The 18,511-nt window shown below is 68.0% G+C and carries 15 protein-coding genes; 9 read left to right on the top strand and 6 right to left on the bottom strand.

Annotated elements, in window-relative coordinates; genetic code table 11:
* Window position 1: 1 nt before the first annotated feature.
* Together ACO1BU_RS03915 and ACO1BU_RS03910 are read right to left on the bottom strand one after the other, a co-directional pair.
* Window positions 2-790 carry a substrate-binding domain-containing protein gene (locus ACO1BU_RS03915; protein WP_424134584.1) on the bottom strand — a complete coding sequence of 263 codons (789 nt, stop codon included), beginning with the start codon at window positions 788-790 and terminating at the stop codon, window positions 2-4.
* 133 nt (window positions 791-923) lie between these two features.
* Window positions 924-1,526, bottom strand: a complete 603-nt coding sequence (locus ACO1BU_RS03910; RefSeq protein ID WP_424134583.1) for a DedA family protein — start codon at window positions 1,524-1,526, stop codon at window positions 924-926.
* Window positions 1,527-1,741: 215 nt separating this feature from the next.
* Here ACO1BU_RS03910 and ACO1BU_RS03905 point away from each other — a divergent pair, with 215 nt between their 5' ends.
* The 9 genes from ACO1BU_RS03905 to ACO1BU_RS03865 are packed head-to-tail and all read left to right on the top strand — an operon-like array spanning window position 1,742 to window position 13,994.
* Window positions 1,742-3,358, top strand: coding sequence for an ABC transporter substrate-binding protein (locus ACO1BU_RS03905; RefSeq protein ID WP_424134582.1), 1,617 nt, complete (start codon window positions 1,742-1,744; stop codon window positions 3,356-3,358).
* A gap of 4 nt (window positions 3,359-3,362) precedes the next feature.
* On the top strand, window positions 3,363-4,394 hold the full coding sequence (locus tag ACO1BU_RS03900) for an ABC transporter permease (protein WP_424134581.1): 1,032 nt from the start codon (window positions 3,363-3,365) through the stop codon (window positions 4,392-4,394).
* Window positions 4,391-5,236 (top strand): ABC transporter permease, encoded by an 846-nt coding sequence (locus ACO1BU_RS03895; RefSeq protein ID WP_424134580.1) that lies wholly within the window; start codon window positions 4,391-4,393, stop codon window positions 5,234-5,236. Before ACO1BU_RS03900 ends, ACO1BU_RS03895 begins: the two co-directional genes overlap by 4 nt.
* Window positions 5,233-6,921, top strand: coding sequence for a dipeptide ABC transporter ATP-binding protein (locus tag ACO1BU_RS03890; protein ID WP_424134579.1), 1,689 nt, complete (start codon window positions 5,233-5,235; stop codon window positions 6,919-6,921). Before ACO1BU_RS03895 ends, ACO1BU_RS03890 begins: the two co-directional genes overlap by 4 nt.
* 9 nt (window positions 6,922-6,930) lie before the next feature.
* On the top strand, window positions 6,931-8,937 hold the full coding sequence (locus ACO1BU_RS03885) for a hydantoinase/oxoprolinase family protein (RefSeq protein WP_424134578.1): 2,007 nt from the start codon (window positions 6,931-6,933) through the stop codon (window positions 8,935-8,937).
* Window positions 8,937-10,529: a hydantoinase B/oxoprolinase family protein gene (locus ACO1BU_RS03880; protein WP_424134577.1), complete on the top strand. Its 1,593-nt coding sequence runs from the start codon at window positions 8,937-8,939 to the stop codon at window positions 10,527-10,529. The genes ACO1BU_RS03885 and ACO1BU_RS03880 overlap by 1 nt, the downstream gene beginning before the upstream one ends.
* Window positions 10,526-11,818 (top strand): aminotransferase class III-fold pyridoxal phosphate-dependent enzyme, encoded by a 1,293-nt coding sequence (locus tag ACO1BU_RS03875; protein WP_424134576.1) that lies wholly within the window; start codon window positions 10,526-10,528, stop codon window positions 11,816-11,818. The genes ACO1BU_RS03880 and ACO1BU_RS03875 overlap by 4 nt, the downstream gene beginning before the upstream one ends.
* Entirely contained in the window at window positions 11,815-12,576 is a 762-nt protein-coding gene (locus ACO1BU_RS03870) for an SDR family oxidoreductase (protein ID WP_424134575.1), read from the top strand. Before ACO1BU_RS03875 ends, ACO1BU_RS03870 begins: the two co-directional genes overlap by 4 nt.
* Window positions 12,576-13,994: an NAD(P)-binding domain-containing protein gene (locus ACO1BU_RS03865; RefSeq protein WP_424134574.1), complete on the top strand. Its 1,419-nt coding sequence runs from the start codon at window positions 12,576-12,578 to the stop codon at window positions 13,992-13,994. The genes ACO1BU_RS03870 and ACO1BU_RS03865 overlap by 1 nt, the downstream gene beginning before the upstream one ends.
* A 318-nt stretch (window positions 13,995-14,312) precedes the next feature.
* Here the strand turns inward: ACO1BU_RS03865 and ACO1BU_RS03860 are convergent, their stop codons facing one another.
* From ACO1BU_RS03860 to ACO1BU_RS03845, 4 genes are all read right to left on the bottom strand, one after another.
* Window positions 14,313-14,510 (bottom strand): hypothetical protein, encoded by a 198-nt coding sequence (locus ACO1BU_RS03860; protein ID WP_424134573.1) that lies wholly within the window; start codon window positions 14,508-14,510, stop codon window positions 14,313-14,315.
* A 914-nt stretch (window positions 14,511-15,424) separates the two neighbouring features.
* Entirely contained in the window at window positions 15,425-16,333 is a 909-nt protein-coding gene (locus ACO1BU_RS03855) for a fatty acid desaturase (RefSeq protein WP_424134572.1), read from the bottom strand.
* 134 nt (window positions 16,334-16,467) lie between these two features.
* Window positions 16,468-16,740: a hypothetical protein gene (locus ACO1BU_RS03850; protein WP_424134571.1), complete on the bottom strand. Its 273-nt coding sequence runs from the start codon at window positions 16,738-16,740 to the stop codon at window positions 16,468-16,470.
* A gap of 224 nt (window positions 16,741-16,964) precedes the next feature.
* A complete protein-coding gene (locus ACO1BU_RS03845; RefSeq protein ID WP_424134570.1) occupies window positions 16,965-18,419 on the bottom strand; it encodes an MFS transporter in 1,455 nt (484 codons plus the stop codon).
* Between the last annotated feature and the right edge of the window lie 92 nt (window positions 18,420-18,511).

Here is an 18,511-nt window from a genome sequence, read left to right as displayed (position 1 = left end):
CTCAGCCCCCCGCGATCGGTTCCAGCCCCGTGCGCCTGAGCACCGGTGCCGCCTCCGCCGAGGCAAGGAAGCGGATCAGCGCACGTCCGGCCTCCGGCTCCCGCGCCCCCGTCGCCAGCCCCGCGCAGAAGATCGTCGCCTTCTGCATACCCTCGGGAATAGTGCCGACAAAGTCGATCCCCTGGATCGGCAGCAACTCGCTTACCTGCTGGAAGCCGATCTCCGCCTCGCCGCGCGCCACCACGCTGCCCACGCGCTCGCTGTAGATACGGCGGGCCTTCGGCATCACCTGCTCATGGATACCCAGGCGCCTGAACATCTCGTTCTCGATGTACACGCCGCTCGCGCTGGCCGAATAGGCGATGGACTTCGCTGCCAGCAATGCCTGTCGGAAGGAATCCACGGTCGAGATATCGGGCTTCGGCTCCCCCGACCGCACGGCCATGCCGATCAGCGACCGCGCGATATCCACCCGGCTGCCCGGCTGCGCCAGGCCGCGCGCCACCAGCGCCTCCAGCCCATCCGCCGCCAGCAGCAGCACATCCGCCGGCTCCCCGCGCGCCAGGCGCTGCGGAATGGCGTCCGGCGCCGCGCCCATGGAAGCGCCCTGCTCCGTATGCAGCGTGTTCCCCGAAGCCTTCTCATAGGCCGGGATCAGCGCGCGATAGGCCGCGGTCAGCCCGCCGGAAGTCATGACCCGAACCTCCGCCGCGGCCGCCTCCCGCGCCATGAAGGGTAGCGCGGCGGCCCCGAGCAGAAACGCGCGACGGCCCGGTGTGAAAGCGTGCATGGCATTCATTCTCCCTGCCGCGAAGGATAGAGCGGATCGCGGCGGGGCGGGATCGCGCGAAAGCGTGAACCCGCTTCCGGAAGGACCAGCCGGAAGCCGCCCGTCACGCCACGGCCGAATCCCGGATTCGCCCTCAGCGCCGCTCCGCGCGGAAGGTCACGACGCGGTAGAGGTAGAGAAGCACGACCGCGCCCATCACCAGGTTGGATACGGGATTCACATAGGCCGCCACGCGTCCGTGCTGCTCCTCCAGCAGATAGCCCACCCCCGCCAGTGCCCCTGACCACAGCGCCGTCCCGAGCGTGGTGAAGGCAAGAAAGGGCAGAAGCGGCATCGCCGCGATTCCCGCCGGGATCGAAACCAGGGTGCGGACCGCCGGCACGAAATGCCCGAACAGTACTGCCCAGCGCCCATGCCGTTCGAACCACGCCGAGGCCCGGTCCACATCATCCGGCGAAAGGGTGATCCACCGTCCATGCGCCTCCGTCCAGCGCCGCAGCCGGTCCTGCCCCACCCGGCGCGCGATCCCGTACCAGACCAGCGCGCCGAGCACCGTTCCCACCGTGCCCGCCAGCACCACCAGCCCAAGATGCAGATCGCCCCGCGCCGCCGTGAACCCCGCCAGCGGCATGATCAGCTCGGACGGGATAGGCGGGAACAGATTCTCCGCCAGCATCAGCAATGCGATGCCGAAATAGCCGGTCCGCTCCACCATACCCGTGATCCAGTCGAACATGCCCTTCTCCGTTCAACTCCGGCGCGACCGTCCCGCAGCACCAACCGGGACCCGCCACGGAAGACAACGCGCGCCCCCGCGCCGGGATGATGCGCCCAAGCTCCGCCTTGCCCTCGCCCCGCTTCGGATGGTTTAGTCACGCCCGGCCCACCAAGAGGCCGCCACAGGGACGCTGCCTTCACACGGAACCCAGACCAGGGAGCCGCGTGGCGCGCATGAAGATTGATCGTCGTCAGTATCTCGGCGGCAGCCTTGCCGCCGGCTTGGTTGCGTCCCTTCCGCTGGGCAGCGCGCAAGCCCAGTCCCGCGCCGAAACGCTGCGCCAGGTTACCGGCGGCACGATCAACACGCTCGACCCGACCATGCCCGGCTCCTCGCGCGAGTCTTTCGGACTGTCGATGAATGTCTATGACCGGCTGGTCGCCTTCAGCCGCAAGCAGGTCGATGGCAAATGGTTCTTCGACCACAATGCCATCCGCGGCGAACTGGCCGAGCGCTTCGAAACCAGCCCCGACGGGCTCAAGATCACCCTCCATCTGCGCCGGGACGCCAAATGGCATGACGGCACGCCCGTCACGGCGGAAGACGTGAAGTGGTCCCTCGATCGCCATGTCTCCGCCAAGTCCCTCGCGGCCCCTCAGTTCCAGACCGGCTCCCTCACCAGCCCCGACCAGTTCAGGATCGCCGGCCCCGGCGTGATCGAGGTCCATCTCGAGAAGCCCGACCGTCTCGCGCTGGCGAATCTCGCCGTGCCCTATGCAATCATGATCAACTCGACTCTCGCGAAGAAGAACGCGACGCCCGACGATCCCTGGGCGCAGAAGTGGCTCCAGAACAATTCCGCCGGCTCTGGCGCCTATATGGTCGAGACCTTCCGCCCTGGCGAGCAGGTCATTCTCCGCCGCAATGACAGTTGGAAGGGCGGCGCCGAAGGCAAGCTGCCCTTCTTCCGCCGCGTCATCTGCCAGACCGTGCCCGAGGCCGCGACCCGCGCCAACCTGATCGAGCGCGGCGATGCCGATGTCTCCATCGACCTCCAGGCCAGCGACATCACCTCGCTGGAGCAGCGCGGCCGCGTGAAGGTGCAGTCCTTCCCGCAGACCAATGGCTTCACCCACATCTCCTTCAACACGACCATCGCGCCCTTCGATAACGTTAAGGTTCGCCAGGCCATTGCCGCCGCGCTGCCCTATGACGACATGTTCAAGGCCGCCCTCTTCAACCGCGGCAGGCCCCTTTTTGGCGGCAACTGGACCGGCACTCCGCCGACCGCCGACTTCCCCGTGGCCATGCCGGTGAGCACCGATCTGGAGCGCGCCAAGGCCTTGCTGACCGAAGCGGGCTTCCCGAACGGCTTCAACACCACCTTCACCTTCAGCCTCGGCGCCGCCGCCATCGCCGAGCCGGTCGCTGCCCTCGTCCAGGAATCCCTGGGCAAGATCGGCATCAAGGTGGAAATCCAGAAGGTCACGGATGCGCAGCTCAACACCATGCAGTCGGAGAAGAAGCTCGCCTTCTACACCGATGCCGGCACGGCCTGGCTGCCCGCCACCTACTACTTCTTCTATCTCTACTTTACCCGTGACCAGCGCTGGAATTTCGCAAGCTGGAACAACCCCCGCATTGTCGAGCTGGCCAACAAGGCCCGCTTTGAGCAGGACGCCGCCGCCTATGAGGCAGAATGCAAGGAGATGATCTCCATCCTCGCGGACCAGATGCCGCTCGTCATGCTCTACCAGCCGAATATGGATGCGGTGATGGGAAAGCAGATCGAAGGCTTCACCTATCAGTTCTACCGCCAGATCGACTTCCGCGACCTCAGCCGGGCCTGACGGTTTGAAGGCCCTCGCCGCGATCAGCCGCCGTATTGGGCGGCGGCTGATATCCTCCATTCCCGCCGTGATCGGGGTGGTGGTCCTCACTTTTCTGCTGATGCGGGTGCTGCCGGGCGATCCGGCCGTCTTCTTCGCATCCGGCCCCAGCGCCGGGCAGCAGGAAATCGAGGATCTCCGCCGCGAGATGGGCCTGGACAAGCCCATCCCGCTCCAGCTCGCCCTCTATCTGCGCGATGTCGCGACCGGCAATCTCGGCAAATCCATGACTACCGGCCAGCCCGTGGTTACGGACATGGCCCGCCGCCTGCCTGCCTCGCTCGAACTCACCTTCACCGCCCTTTTCATCGCGCTGCTCGTCTCGCTGCCCCTGGGCATTGTCGCGGCGCTGCGCCCCGGCTCCATCCTCGACCACGCCGTGCGCTTCATCTGCACGCTTGGCGTCTGCATGCCCACTTTCGTCTCGGGCCTGCTGCTGATCTATGTGTTCTACTACATGTTAGGCTGGGCGCCGGACCCGACGGGCCGGATCGACATCTTCGCCGCCTCGCCACCCGAAATCACAGGCTTCCTCCTGGTCGATTTCGCGATCACCGGCGACTGGGAAGGCTGGTGGGCCGCCTTCTCCCAGATCATCCTGCCCGCCTGCACCATGGCGCTTTTCGTCCTCGCGCCGCTCGCGCGCATGACCCGCGCCTCCATGCTCTCCGTCCTCGGCAGCGACTTCATCCGCACCGCCCGCTCCGTCGGCCTGCCGGGGGCGCGCGTCACCGTGGTCTACGCGCTCCGGAACGCGCTTCTTCCCGTCCTTACCATCGCCGGAATCGTCTTCTCCACCATGCTCGGCGCCAATGTGCTGGTGGAGAAAGTTTTCTCCTGGCCCGGCGTTGCCTCCTACACGCTGGATGCCCTCGTCGCCTCGGATTACGCCCCGGTCCAGGGCTTCGTCCTGCTCATGGCCCTCATTTTCGTGGTGGTGAACCTGATCGTGGACCTTCTCTACGGCCTCGCCGATCCCCGGGTGTCCATCGAATGAGTGCCACCCTCCGCCATGCCGGCTGGATCCTTCGCGGCAACATCGTCACCGCCATCGCGATAACCGGCATCGCGCTGCTCCTGCTGATCGCGATCTTCGCCCCCTGGATCGCGCCCTACGACCCGATCGCCTCCGACGTCGCCATCTCCCTCAGGCCCCCCAGCGCCGCGCATCCCTTTGGCACCGATCAGCTCGGCCGCGACATCCTCTCCCGTCTCATCATGGCGACGCGCCTGGACCTCGCCATCGCCGCCAGCGCCGTTGGCATCTCCTTTGCCATCGGCGCGATCATCGGCGCCTTCTGCGGCTACAGGGGCGGCACGCTCGATCGCGTGGTCGGCCGCATCGTGGATGTGCTGATGGCCTTCCCGCTCTTCGTCCTCGCCATGGCCATGGTCGCGGCCCTGGGCAACCGCGTGGAGAACATCGTCATCGCCACGGCCGTCATAAATCTTCCCTTCTACATCCGCTTCGCCCGCGCGGAGGTGAACATCCGCCGTGACGCCGGCTGGGTGGAAGCCGCCCGCGCCGGCGGCGAAGGCCACCTCGCCGTCGTCATGCGCTTCCTCCTCCCGAATGTCCTTCCCGCCATGGCCGTGCAGATCTCACTGAATCTAGGCTGGGCCATTCTCAACGCGGCCGGCCTCTCCTTCATCGGCCTCGGCGTCACTGCCCCCACACCCGAATGGGGCATCATGGTCGCGGAAGGCGCGCGCTTCATCACCGCCGGCCAGTGGTGGCTCGTCGCCTTCCCCGGCCTCGCCCTGATGCTCACCGTGCTCTGCTTCAACCTGATGGGTGACGGCCTCCGCGACATCCTTGATCCGAGGATGCGCACATGATCCCGCTTCTCCAGATCGAAGACCTCAAGGTCGCCTTCTCCACCCGCGCCGGGGTGGTGGAGGCCCTGCACGGCGTCTCCCTCAGCCTGGAAAAGGGCCAGACCCTCGGCCTAGTCGGCGAATCCGGTTCCGGCAAATCCGTCACCGCCTATGCCATCACCCGCCTGCTCGACCGCGCGGGCAAGATCACCGGCGGCCGGATTCTCTTCCGCGGCCAGGACGTGACGCGCGTCCCCGAACGCGATCTTCGCGCCCTGCGCGGCGCCGCCATGTCCATGATCTTCCAGAACCCCCGAGCGGCGCTGAACCCCATCCGCAGCGTCGGCCAGCAGATCGCCGACGCCGTCCGCGCCCATCGCGATGTCTCCGCGAAACAGGCCCGCGCCCAGGCGCTGGACCTCCTGAAATCCGTCCTGATCCGCGATCCTGAGGCCCGCCTCGACGCCTATCCGCACGAACTTTCCGGCGGCATGTGCCAGCGCATCATGATCGCCATGGCCATCGCCTGCGAACCGGACCTCCTGATCGCTGACGAGCCGACCACCGGCCTCGACGTCACCACACAGAAGACGGTGATGGACCTCCTCGCCCGCATCACGGCGGAACGCGGCATGGCGACCATCCTCATCACCCACGACCTTGGCCTCGCTGCACAGTATTGCCGGGACATTGTTGTGATGGAGCGCGGCCGCATCGTCGAATCCGGTGCCACGCAAATCCTCTTCCGCGCGCCCCGGCACCCCTACACGCGCCGCCTCATCGCCGCTTCCCCCACCCCGCATTCCACCGTGGAGGACCTGGCCCGCGCCGCCGCCGAGGCCGGCGAAACCCTTCCCCCTGTCGCCGCCAAGCCCCGCCCCCCCGCTGAACCCGGCACGCCGCCGCTGCTCGAAGTCCAGCGCCTCGTGAAGGATTACGGCGCCCCGACGCGCGCCGTGGACGACGTCTCCTTCGCTATCCCTCCCGGCGGCAGCCTCGGCCTCGTCGGCGAATCCGGCAGTGGCAAGTCCACCCTCTCCCGCCTGATCTGCCGTCTGATCGACAAGACCTCGGGTGACGTGGTCTTCAACGGCGAGTCCATCGGCAGCATCCCCGCCCGTGACTTCCACCGCGCCCCGCAGCGCCGCGAAATCCAGATCGTCTTCCAGGACCCGAATGACAGCCTGAATCCGCGCTTCTCGGCCTTCGACAGTATCGCCCACCCGCTCCGCAATCTCGAAAACCTGCGGGACGGCGCCACCCTCCGCGCCCGCGTCACGGAAGCGGCTCAACGCTCGGGCCTGCCACCCGAACTCCTGACGCGCTTCCCCCACCAGCTCTCCGGCGGCCAGAAGGCGCGGGTCGGCATCGCCCGTGCCATCGCGGTCCGCCCCCGCCTTCTTGTCCTGGACGAACCCACCGCCGCGCTGGATGTCTCCGTCCAGGCCATCATCCTCAACCTGCTCGACCGTCTCAGGCGAGAGGACGGCATGGCCTTCCTTTTCGTCAGCCACGACCTCAACGTCGTCCGCATGATGTGCGAACGCGTCGTGGTCCTCCGCCTCGGCAAGGTGGTGGAGGAAGGCAGCGGCCAGTCCCTCTTCACCAACCCGCAATCCGACTACACGCGCGAACTTCTTGCCGCGATCCCGCATTTCGAGCCCGGCGCAGAGCATCCACCCGCCCTCGCCCCGGCCCAGATCTAGGTTTCCCGAATGACCATGACAGCGCGCTGGGATGTCGGCACCGATATCGGCGGCACCTTCACCGACATCCTCGCCATCAACCCCGCCACGATGGAAACGCGCCAGGCCAAGGTTCCCTCGCGCCCCGCCGCCCCCGTCCAGGCCATGCTCGAAGCCATCGCCGCTGTCGGGCTGGACAGCACGGAAATTCGCCGCTTCATCCACGGCACCACCCGCGTCACCAACGCCCTGGTGGAGGAACGCCTTCCCAGGACCGCCCTCATCGCCACATCAGGCTTCGAGGATGTTCTGGAAATCGGGCGCTATCGCCGCCGCGACCTCTACCGCCTCGATATCCCGCCGAAAGCGCCCCCGCTGGTTCCGCCGGAACGCTGCTTCGGCCTGCGCGAACGCATTGACCACGAAGGCAATATCGTCACCCCCCTGACCGATGCGGAGGTCACCCGCGTTACCGAATGGCTGGCCGAAACCGGCGCGCAAAGTGTCGCCATCTGCCTCCTGCACGCCTATGCCAACCCCGTCCATGAGAGGATGTTGGCCGAGCGCTTGCGCAACGCCATCCCCCATCTCTGCGTATCGCACGAGATCAATCCCGAGGCCCGCGAGTATGAACGCGCCTCCTCCACCGCCTTCAACGCCGCGGCCATGCCCATCGCGGTCGAATACCTGACCGAGCTTGAACAGCGCCTTCCCTTAGGCCCCGGCCTGCAGGTCTTCCACTCCGCCGGCGCCATGGTCCCACTTCCCGCGGTAAAGCGCCGCCCCATCGTCATGGCCATGTCCGGCCCAGCGGCCGGAGTCTCCGCCTCCGTCCGCATCGCGCGCGACCTGGGGCGCTCCCGCGTCCTCACCTTCGACATGGGCGGCACCACCACCGATGTGTGCCTCATCGTCGACGGCCTGGCCGAGATGACGGACACCCGCATGATCGCCGGCCGTCCCCTGCGCCAGCCCATGCTCGCCGTGCACAGCATCGGCGCCGGCGGCGGCTCCATCGTGAAGCTTGGCCCTGGCGGCCTCTCCGTCGGCCCGGAAAGCGCGGGGTCGGAGCCCGGCCCCGCCTGCTACGCCCGCGGCGGCACCGCACCCACCATCACCGATGCCAATGCGATCCTCGGCTATCTCGATCCCAACGCCGTCCTCGGTGACCGCATCCGCATAGACGTCTCCAAAGCCGAAGCCGCCATCCAGCCCATTGCCGATGCGCTCAGTCTCGGGCTCAAGGAAACCGCCCTCGGCATCCTCCGCGTCGCCAACGCCACCATGGCCCGAGCCCTGCGCCGGGTGACGGTGGAGCGCGGCGTCGATGGCCGCGAGGCCACCCTCCTCGCCTTCGGCGGCGGCGGCCCCATGCACGCTGCTGGCCTGTCCGAGATGTATGGCATCAAGGAGGTCGTCGTTCCCGCCGCCTCCAGCGCCTTCTCCGCCCTGGGCTGCCTCACCGCCGACTTCTCCTTCCTTCAGCAGCGCACAGTCCGCCTTCCCCTTACCAACTTCGATCGTGCAGCCTTCGAATCGCAGCTCAATGACCTCACGCGGGAGGCGACTGACCCGCTCATCGCGAATGGCATCGACGCCTCCGCCATCGTCACCGAGCACACCGCCCTGATGCGCTACGCCGCCCAGAGCGACGCCACACCCGTCCCCTTCACCCTCCCGCTCGATCCGCAGGCACTCGAAGCCGCCTTCCACGCCCGCCACCGCGAGCTCTACGGCTACGCCACCACGGAACCGGCGATCATCGAGTCCCTCCGCGTCCAGGCCCGCCGCCCCAGCGAGGCCCGCATCGCCCGCCCCGCCGGCAGCCCCATCCCGCGCGCAGGCCGCACCCGCCCCTGCACCTTCGACGGCGCGCCTGACACCCCAACGCCGATCATCGACCGTGACACGCTGACCGACACCGTGCGCGGCCCCGCCATCATCGAGGATGCCTGGTCCACCACCGTCCTCCCGCCGGGCTGGCAGGCAACATCCGACACTGACGGCAACCTCTTCCTGACGAGGATCGCGGCGTGATGGACACGGTCATGACCCGCACCCTCGATCCCTTCACCGTCGAAGTGATCCGCCACGGCCTCTCCGCCGCCGCCGAGGAGATGAGCCTCGTCCTCACCCGCTCCGCGCGAAGCCCCCTGCTCCGCGAGGCCGGCGACCTCTCCTCCACCCTCACGGATGCCAACGGAGACCTCGTCGCGCAGGGCCGCGACATCCCTGTCCATCTCGGCGCGATGGCCTATACAATCCGGGAACTGCTGAAGGTCTATCCCGCCTCGAAGATGCGCGAGGGCGACGCCCTGATCTACAACATGGGCGCGCTGGGCGGGAATCACCTGAACGACGTGAAGGTCGTCCGCCCCATTTTCATCGAGAGCCGTATCGTCGCCTACGCCCTCTCCCTTGCCCATTGGCCCGATGTCGGCGGCACCTGGCCTGGCAGCTACTACGCCACCGCGATGGACACCTTCCAGGAAGCCATCCGCATCCCGCCCGTTCTGGTCGCCACGCAGGATGGCGTGAACCAGGCCGTGGTCGAGATGATCAAGGCCAATATCCGTGATCCTATCTCCGCGGAAGGCGACCTCCTCGGCCAGATCGCCGCCACGGCGGCCGCCGAGCGCCGCATCCGCGACCTCTGCGCCGAGCACGGCACGGAAACCTTCCTTGCCACCCTCGCCCGCCTCCACGACCTCTCCGAGGCCGAGATGCGCGCCGCCCTCTCGGAAATCCCCGACGGCACCTATGAGGGCGAGGATTTCGTGGATGACGGCGGCCCTGGCGGCACCCCCGCCCGCGTCCATGTCCGCATCACCATCTCCGGCGACGAAGCCACCTTCGACCTGTCGGGCAGCGCCGACCGCGTCACCACCTTCTGCAACACCACGCCCTTCATCGCCCGCAGTGCCATCATCTACGCCGCCCGCATCCTCAGCGGCCGCGACATGCAGCAGAATGCCGGCGCGTTGCGCCCCCTCACCATCATCACCCGCCCCGGCTCGATGATGGAGCCCGGCTGGAACGCCGCCGTCGCCGCCGGCAACCACGAGACCAGCGCCCGCATCGTCGATGCCGTTTTTCGCGCCATGGAGAACGTCATCCCCGAGCGCCTCGCGGCCGGCGGACCCACCACCTCCGGCCTGCTCAACTTCTGCGAACCGATGCCGGATGGCACCTGGCGCATGCTCTACGAGGTCCATGGCGGCGGCGAGGGCGCCCGCCACGACCGCGACGGCTGCGACGCCACCCGCGTCCACCTCACCAACACCGGCAACACCCCCGCCGAGATGATCGAATCCAGCTACGCCCTTACGGTGGAGCGCCAATCCATCCGCCGGAACTCCGGCGGCAAGGGCGCATACAAGGGCGGCGACGGCATCATCCGCACCTACCGCGTCCGCGCGCCCAGGATGCTCCTCACCACCTGCGTGGACCGCCGCCTCGTCCCGCCTTACGGCCTTCAGGGCGGCGAACCCGGCCTGCCCTTCCGCATTACCCTCCTCCGCAACGGCGAGGCCACCGACATCCCCGGCAAGGCCAATCTCGAACTCCTCGAAGGCGATATCATCACCATCGAAGGCTGCGGCGGCGGCGGTTACGGCCGGCCCGCATGAGCCGCCTCCTCCGCACCGGCCTCAACACCGGCGGCACCGCCCCGCGGGTCGTCGGCGGCCAGGGTGTCCACTTCCAGCTCTCCGACGGCCGCCGCGTCCTTGACGGCAGCAACACCGGCGCCCCCCTCGGCCATGCCCATCCGCGCATGGCCGAGGCCCTGCACCGCGCCGCCACCACGCCCATGGTCGGTGAAGGCTGGTCCTGGGCCGGCCGCGACGAAGCTGCCGAAACCCTCATGGACTTCGCCTTCGCCGGCGAGCCCTGGGCCGCCGCCCTGCGCTTCTGCCTTTCGGGCAGCGAGGCCAACGACATGGCCCTCTCTCTTGCCCAGGCCCTCACTGGCCGCGAAGCCCTGGCCACGCGCGAGCGCGCCTATCACGGCCTGACCGGCCTCTCCCGCGCCCTGACGGTCCAGCCGCACTGGCATGGCGGCCTCTCCCGCCACACAGGTGGCACTCAGCTTCCGCCCGTCACCACCCCCGTCCACATCCTGCCCGGCCCTGATGGCGCCATCTATGGTGGCCGTCCGAACGACCCGCTCCGCCTCGCCGATGCTCCCCGCACCCTCGCCGGCACCGCCGCCGTCTTGATCGACTACACACAAGGCGGCCTCTACTACGACCCTGCCTACCAGGACGCCGTCGCCGAAGCCGCCCGCCTGGCAGGCACCCTCTGGATCGCCGACGAGGTGGTGACGGGCCTCGGCCGCGCCGGCCGCTGGTTCGCCTTCCAGGGCGCGTCCAGCCGCCCTGACATCGTCACCCTGGGCAAGGGCATGGCTGGCGTGGCCGCCCCCGCCGCCGCGGTCGTCGTCTCCCAGCGCGTCCTCGACATGCTCCAGGGCACCAGCTGGCAGAATTACGGCACGCTCCGCGGCCATCCCGTCGCCATGGAATGCGTGCGCGCCTATCTTCACACCATTCGCGACGAAGGCATCCTCGGCCATGTCGCCTCGCTTGAATCCCTCTACGCGCAACGCCTCCGCGAAATCGCCGCCCGCCATCCCGGCATCGCCCGCATCGCCGGCCAGGGCCTGCACTGGACGATCGAACTCCACGGCCATGGCAGTTGGCGCGACTGGCGCGCCGACACCACCGAAACCCCCATCGCCTCGAAGATCGCCGCCCGTGCCCTCGAACTCGGCGCTGTCATCGGCACCTCTGGCGAGCGCGACTCCCTATTCCTTGCCCCGCCCCTCATCATCACGCCCGGGCAGTCCGAAACCCTGCTCGCCATCCTCGACGAATCCCTCACCCTTGCCGACACGGAAGCAAAGACCGCCGCATGAGGCTCGCCCACAAGACCGCCATCATCACCGGCGCCGCCTCCGGCATCGGCCGCGCCACCGCGCAGCTCTTCGCCCAGCACGGCGCCCGTCTCCTCCTCGTGGACCGCGACGGTGATCCCCTCCACGCCCTCGCCGACGAACTCCGCACCAGCGGCCACGACGTCCTCACCTCGGCCTGTGACGTCGCCGATCCCGAAGCCGCCGAACGCGGCGCGGCGATCGCCCACGGCGCCTGGGGCCGCATCGATATCCTGATGACGGCCGCTGGCTTCTCCCTTGGCGGCACGGCCACCACGACGCCGATTGAAAACTGGCACGCCGTGATGCGGACCAATGTCGACGGCACCTGGCTCTGGGCCCGCGCGGTGATTCCCATGATGCAGGCCCAGAAATCCGGCAGCATCATCACCATCGCCTCGCAGCTTGCCCGCGCCGGTGGCCGCAATAACACGGCCTACATCACCTCCAAGGGCGCCATCCTCGCCCTTACCAAGACCATGGCCCTGGACTACGCGCCCGACGGCATCCGCGTGAACGCCCTCCTGCCCGGCGCCATCGAAACCCCGCTCCTCCGCCGCAGCTTCGCCAGGGCCACGGACCCTGAAGCCGCCCGCGCCGCGTCCGCCGCCCGTCACCCGCTCGGCCGTCTCGGCCGCCCCGAGGAAATCGCTGACGCCGCCCTCTACCTGGCCGGCGACGCCGCCTCCTTCACCACCGGCCTCGAACTGGCCGTGGATGGCGGCTGGCTGGCCGGCTGATGTCCCTCGAAGCCCTCGCAGCCCAGGTCCATGCCGACCTGGAGAAGATCGCCCATCCCCGTCTCCCCTGGCTGACGCCCCGCAGCGCGTCAGACGGCACCGAAGCTCTCGACGTCCTCATCGGCGGCGCCGGCCAGGGCGGGCTCGCCACCGCTTTCGGCCTGATCCGTGCCAAGGTCAGCAACATCCTCTGCGTGGACCGCGCCCCGCGTGGCCAGGAGGGCCCCTGGCTGACTTATGCGAGGATGCCCACCCTCCGCTCACCCAAGGACTACACCGGCCCTGACCTCGATATCCCCAGCCTGACCTACCAATCCTGGCATGAGGCCAAATACGGCCATGCCCATTGGCAGTCCCTCAACCTCATCCCGCGCGAGGACTGGGCCGCCTATCTCCTCTGGTATCGCGACACCCTCCGCATCCCCGTCGCGAACGACACCGAGGTCACCGGCATCGCCCCCGCGGAACACGGCCTCCTTGCCGTCACCCTCCGCGACGCCAGCGGCACCACCGCCACCCGCTACGCCCGCAAGCTCGTCCTCGCCACCGGCCAGGAATCCACCGGCCGCTGGTGGATGCCCGATTTCATCGAGGCCCTGCCCGCGCATCTCCGTGCCCACACCGCCGACCCCATCGACTTCGCGGCCCTGCGCGGCAAAGCCGTCGTCGTGATCGGCGCCGGCGCCTCCGCCCTCGACAACGCCGCCATGGCCCTGGAACACGGTGCCCGCCAGGTCCGCCTCCTCTGCCGCCGCGCCGAGCCCCAGGTCATCCAGCCCTATCGCTGGCTGACTTTCGCTGGCTTCCTCCGCCATCTTTCCGACCTGCCGGACGAATGGCGCTGGCGCTTCATGTCGCGCGTCCTCGGCCTGCGCGAAGGCTTTCCGCAGCACACCTGGGACCGCTGCGCCCGCCACCCGAACTTCCTGCTCTGCTCTGGCGCCCCCGTCACCAATGCACGCGCTGAGGGCTCCACTGTCACCCTCACCACGCCCCAGGGTTCGCAAACCGCGGATTTCGTCATCGCCGGCACCGGCATCGAAATGGACTATGCCGCCCGGCCCGAGCTCGCCCGCTTCGCCCATAACATCGCCCGCTGGTCCGACCGCTACGCCCCGCCTGAGGCCGAGCGCGACGACCGCCTGGCCCGGTTTCCCTATCTGGCGCCCGATTACGCCTTCACCGAACGAACCCCCGGCCTCACACCCTGGATCCGCGACATCCACCTCTTCGCCATCGCCTCCACCATGAGCTTCGGCCCCTCCGGCTCCTCGATCAACGCGATGACCACCGCCGTTCCCAAACTCGTGGCCGGCCTCACCCGCGGACTCTTCGCCGGTGAACTCCCACGCTACTGGGACGAGCTTCAGGCCTATGACGTGCCCCAGGCCGACATCCGGCTCGCAGCTGCGTCCTGACCTGTCGGAAGGCGGCCCCGAGGAGAGCGGCGCAGCCGTCATTCCGCCCAAGGTCACCCGTGCCAGCCCCGGAGTCCCGTCGGACTGGAGTTCATTCCTGAAAATAAGGAGGAGCGCGGGAACGCCCAGGAAAAGGTGCCCGATTCGAGGCCACCGACACCGCCCGGAGGCAACCGGCCCTGAAAACCCCCCGTTAGTTGGTCCCGCTGTCTTTGGAGGCGCTGCTTCTCCGAAGCGGGCATGGGACGGAAGCGTTGGAAAGGGGGCTGGATGACGCCTGTACAGTGTCGCGCAGGACGTTTGGTAATCGGGCTCAGCCTACGCGGGCTTGGCAAGCGGGCTGGTCTGATGGGCAGTGCCGTAAAGCGGTTTGAGGAGGGTGAGCTTCTTCCCGCGCCGAGCCTGCTCCTCCTGCGCACCGCCCTCGAGGAGGCCGGAGTGGAATTCGTCGAGCGGGATGAAGGCGGCTTCGGCGTGCGGCTGAAGCAGCCCAATGCCGCGCCAACGGCCCGGCAAATGCCATCAGCGGGCAGGAACGGGCACTAGCTCTCCTGCCCACAAGCGCCCCGCGCAGACATCCTGGCCGTAGGCGCTCGGCGGACAGCATCCAGACGACCGGCGCAACGCAGTTTCACAGCGGGACGGCCATGTTGTCCCACTGACCGACGCGGCAGGAATTTGAGCCAGCCCATGGTTAGCCGCTTCACTAACCTCACGAACACGTGATATTTTTCTGTTCATATCCACAGAATGGCTGTAAGAGGCGCCTCACCCGCTTCCTGAGAGGGGGGCGGATAAGACCGCCGGCGGTTGGTGACGACCTCGCCAACCTACCGGCGGCTCTTTGTCGCAGGCCGCGACATCGCGCGAATGATGCAAAACCCGGGTCTAACCCGATTGCGGAGAGGTTTTCTGCTATGGAGCAGTCAGCGCCCCATAAGATGCAGAGCACGGCGCAACACATTGCGATCGCCGCAATTGGGCACCTCGCCCAGCATGTGCGCGATCGGGGCCTTGAAAAAGCCGATCAGATCCTCGCCGAGCTGCTGCTGGTTCTACACACGAACGGTTTGCAGATGTCGGTTCCCCCGGAGCCGTGCAGGGAAGCGGCTTAGCCGAACCTGGCAGGCGTTAGGGCCCGGTCTGGAGGAAGCAATTCGGCTGGCCCCGGTGGTGGTGGCGCATAGGGCCGCGGCTATTCTGGCGGGACGTCAGCTGTTCACCCATGGAGAGCCAGTACCCGTCGCGGCCTGAGCTCGCCCGCAGCCGCTGCTGCTCCGCCACAGGTTCTCGGCATGACGATTGAGCAGCGCTGCGGGCCTTCCACTCAGGTTGCCCAGCGAAACGGCCGGCAGATACCGGAGCTCTGGAAGGATCCGCTCCCTCGGCGGAAAGTTTCAAAGAGACGCTACCCCTCCGGGGCAACCGTCTCAACTTCCTCCACGCTCCCGCAGCGCCTGCACATGCCCGACATGCCACCGCACATAACCCGGCCCGATATGCGCTAGCCGGTCCCGCAGCAGCGCATGCGCGTCCCGCAGCCGGTGGAAAGGAATGAAGGGATAAAGGTGGTGCTCGGCGTGGAAGGGCATCTCCCACATGAGCAGGCGCACCGGCGCCACCGTCAGCATGGTGCGCGTATTCGTCAGCCCGTTGGCATCCTCGGTGCAGCCGGTGTGCTCCGTCAGCAGATACAGCCGTAGCAGCGGCTGCCCGAGAAGCTGCGGCCCCACCCAGAACAGCAGCACCGCCTGCCACCCGAACGCCACCCCGGCCAACACCGCAAGCGCCACTGTCAGCGCCGAACCTGCCCGGATGCTCGCAATCACCCGCGGCGCCACCGCCGGATGGATAAACGGATAGGCCGAAAGATCCCCCTTCCAGCCTCGTGCCCAGACCGTCAGCTGTGCCTGCCAGTAAGGCAGCCCGATGAGTCGGCCGACATAGCCCGCCAGGTCGCCCGGCGGCGGCGGCGACAGTTCCGGATCATGCTCCGGGTCCTGCGTATGCTTGTGATGGGCCAGATGGAACTGCTGGTAGAAATGCCAGTTCCGCAGCGCCGTCAGCGCCACGATCCACCCCAGCACCGCATTCATCCGGCGCGACTTAAAGGCCGTGTAATGGCAGGTCTCGTGCAGCGGCGCGAAAAGTGCCGCCTGGATTCCCCCGGCCAGCACCATGGCGGGCAGGACCAGCACCCCCGGAGCCACCGCGACCAACGCGCCGCTGGCCAGGATCAGCCCCAGATGGATCGCCGCCCGTGCCGCCCCCCGGGCATCGGACCGCGTGTTCAGATGCATCATCTCCCGCGGCTTCGGCGCCGCCATCGTCGTGCTCATCCCCGGCCTCCATGCTGCCTGGGTGAGGTCAAGCAAACCCCGGGCCGCTCGGCCCGCATGCCCGACAATAGTCTCAGAGCGTCACAACCCGGCTGTCCGATCTCATCCGGGCCCGCAGGCACTTCAGAGGCGTTTCACCCCTCGGAGGAGGAAACGACGCCCCTTTCCTTCTCGACATCCTCGACGGCCGCCTCGAACCCGGCCGCAATGATGGCCCGAAGCTTCACCTTCATCAGCGGGTCCGTGTCCACCGGACCCGATTGCAGGGCCTCGAACAGCGCGTTGCGCAGCCGCTCCAGTGATTCTAGCCGCTCGGCCTCTGAAAGCGGGCGTTCGGCGAAGGCCTCCAACCCCGCACGGAAAACCTCTTTCGCGAGGTTCAATCCGGATTGGCGATCGTCCGTCACGAGCTTTTCCTCGTACCCCTGATTCCCCGGGCCTTATTGGCCCCCCCGGTTCTTAAAGCTCTACGATTGTTTGCCTGTCTGTAACCTTACAAAGCTGTCGACTTTGGGCAGATCTCTGGATTCGGTTCCGGCCAAAGGAACGCCTTCCGCTTCGAGGAGCGGTTCCAGCCATCTGCCTGACCCAAGGAGAGGGCGCCGGCGCCGCCCCATCCCGCCGCAGCGCCTCACGCCCTGCGCATGTGGCCCGACGCCTTAGCCCCGGCGTCCGGCGCCAGCCGCGCCGCGAGCGGCGAGGACAGAAGCGCCGGCAATGCCGCCCCGATGAAGGCCACCGCGAAATCCGTCACCCCCGGCTCCTCGCGCCCCCCGATCGCTGCCGAAGCCGCCAGCCACCCCGCCCCCCAGGTCACCCCCAGGGCCATGAAGAGCTGCTGCGCCGTCGCCCCGATTGAGGTCGCCGCCGAAAGCTTTCCCGGCGGAACATCTACATAGATTAGTGAGTTGGAGGCGGTGAACTGCAAGCTGCGCGACAGCCCGCTTACCGCCAGCACGATGAAAACGGCCCAAAGCGGCCAGGCCGGGTTGAAGCAGGCGCAGACGACGAAGCCCGCCGCCACTGCTACTGCATTCCACATCAGCACATTGCGGAATCCGAAGCGCCTCAGTGCCAAGCTCGTCATCGGCTTCATCACAAATGCCCCCAGTGCCGTCGCCAGGGTGATCATCCCCGACACGGTGGCCGAGGCCCCGAAGCCCAGCTGCAGGAACAGCGGCAGCAGAAAGGGCGAAGCCCCTGCCCCGATTCGGAACAGGCTGCCCGTCGTCACCCCAATCCGGAAGGTCGGCACGGAGAACATGTCCAGATCCAGCGCCGGGTTCGGCGCCCGCCGCGCCCAGCGCACCGCCAGCCAGGCCAGGGCCAGTCCCGCCACGAAACCCGCGACGGATAATGGCCAGGGCACCACCCCGCGCCCGGTTGTCTCCGCCGCGAACATCAGCAGCGCCAGCGAGGCCCCGATCAGCGTCACGCCGATCAGATCCAGCTTCGGCGGCCGCTTCTCCCGAGTCGCCGGGATGAAGCGCCACACCGCCAGAAGCCCCAGCGCGGCAATCGGCAGGTTGATCCAGAACACCGCTCGCCAGGACACGCTGTCCGTCAGGAACCCGCCCAGCGGCGGCCCCAGGATCGGCCCAAGCAGCCCCGGCATGGTCAGCCAGGTGGTCGCCCGCACCACCTCCTCCGGCTTCACCTGGCGCAGCAGCAGCAGCCGCGCCACCGGCACCATCATCGCGCCCCCCAGCCCTTGCAGCACGCGGGAGGCCACCAGCTCTCCCAGGCCGCGCGACAGCCCACAAAGGGCCGAGGCGAAGGCGAAGACCGCGATCGCCACCATGAAGACCCGCTTGGCCCCGAAGCGGTCGGCCACCCAGCCGGAGAGCGGGATGAACACCGTCAGCGCCACCAGATAGGCGGTGATGGCCGCGGAAAGGTGCAGCGGCTCGGTCCCCAGGTCCCGCGCCATCGCCGGCAGTGCCGTCGCGATCACGCTCGAGTCCAGATTCTGCATGATCAGCGCGGAGGCCACGATGACCGCCGTCAGCCGCGTATTCTGAGGCGGGGTCGGATCCTCCGCTGCGGCCGCCACACCCTCGGCCGGGTCCAAGCCTGAAACCGCCACGCGTTTCCCACCCCCACACGCCAACCAGCCGCCCGTCCGGCGGCGTCTTTATTGCTCCGGGTCGCGCCCGGCGCGAAGCCCCAGCGCCCCAC

The organism is Roseomonas chloroacetimidivorans, assembly GCF_049629625.1.
Classification (GTDB): Bacteria; Pseudomonadota; Alphaproteobacteria; order Acetobacterales; family Acetobacteraceae; genus Roseomonas; species Roseomonas chloroacetimidivorans.
Note: the sequence above shows the minus strand (reverse complement) of the source record. Positions and strands in the feature narration are given on the sequence as shown.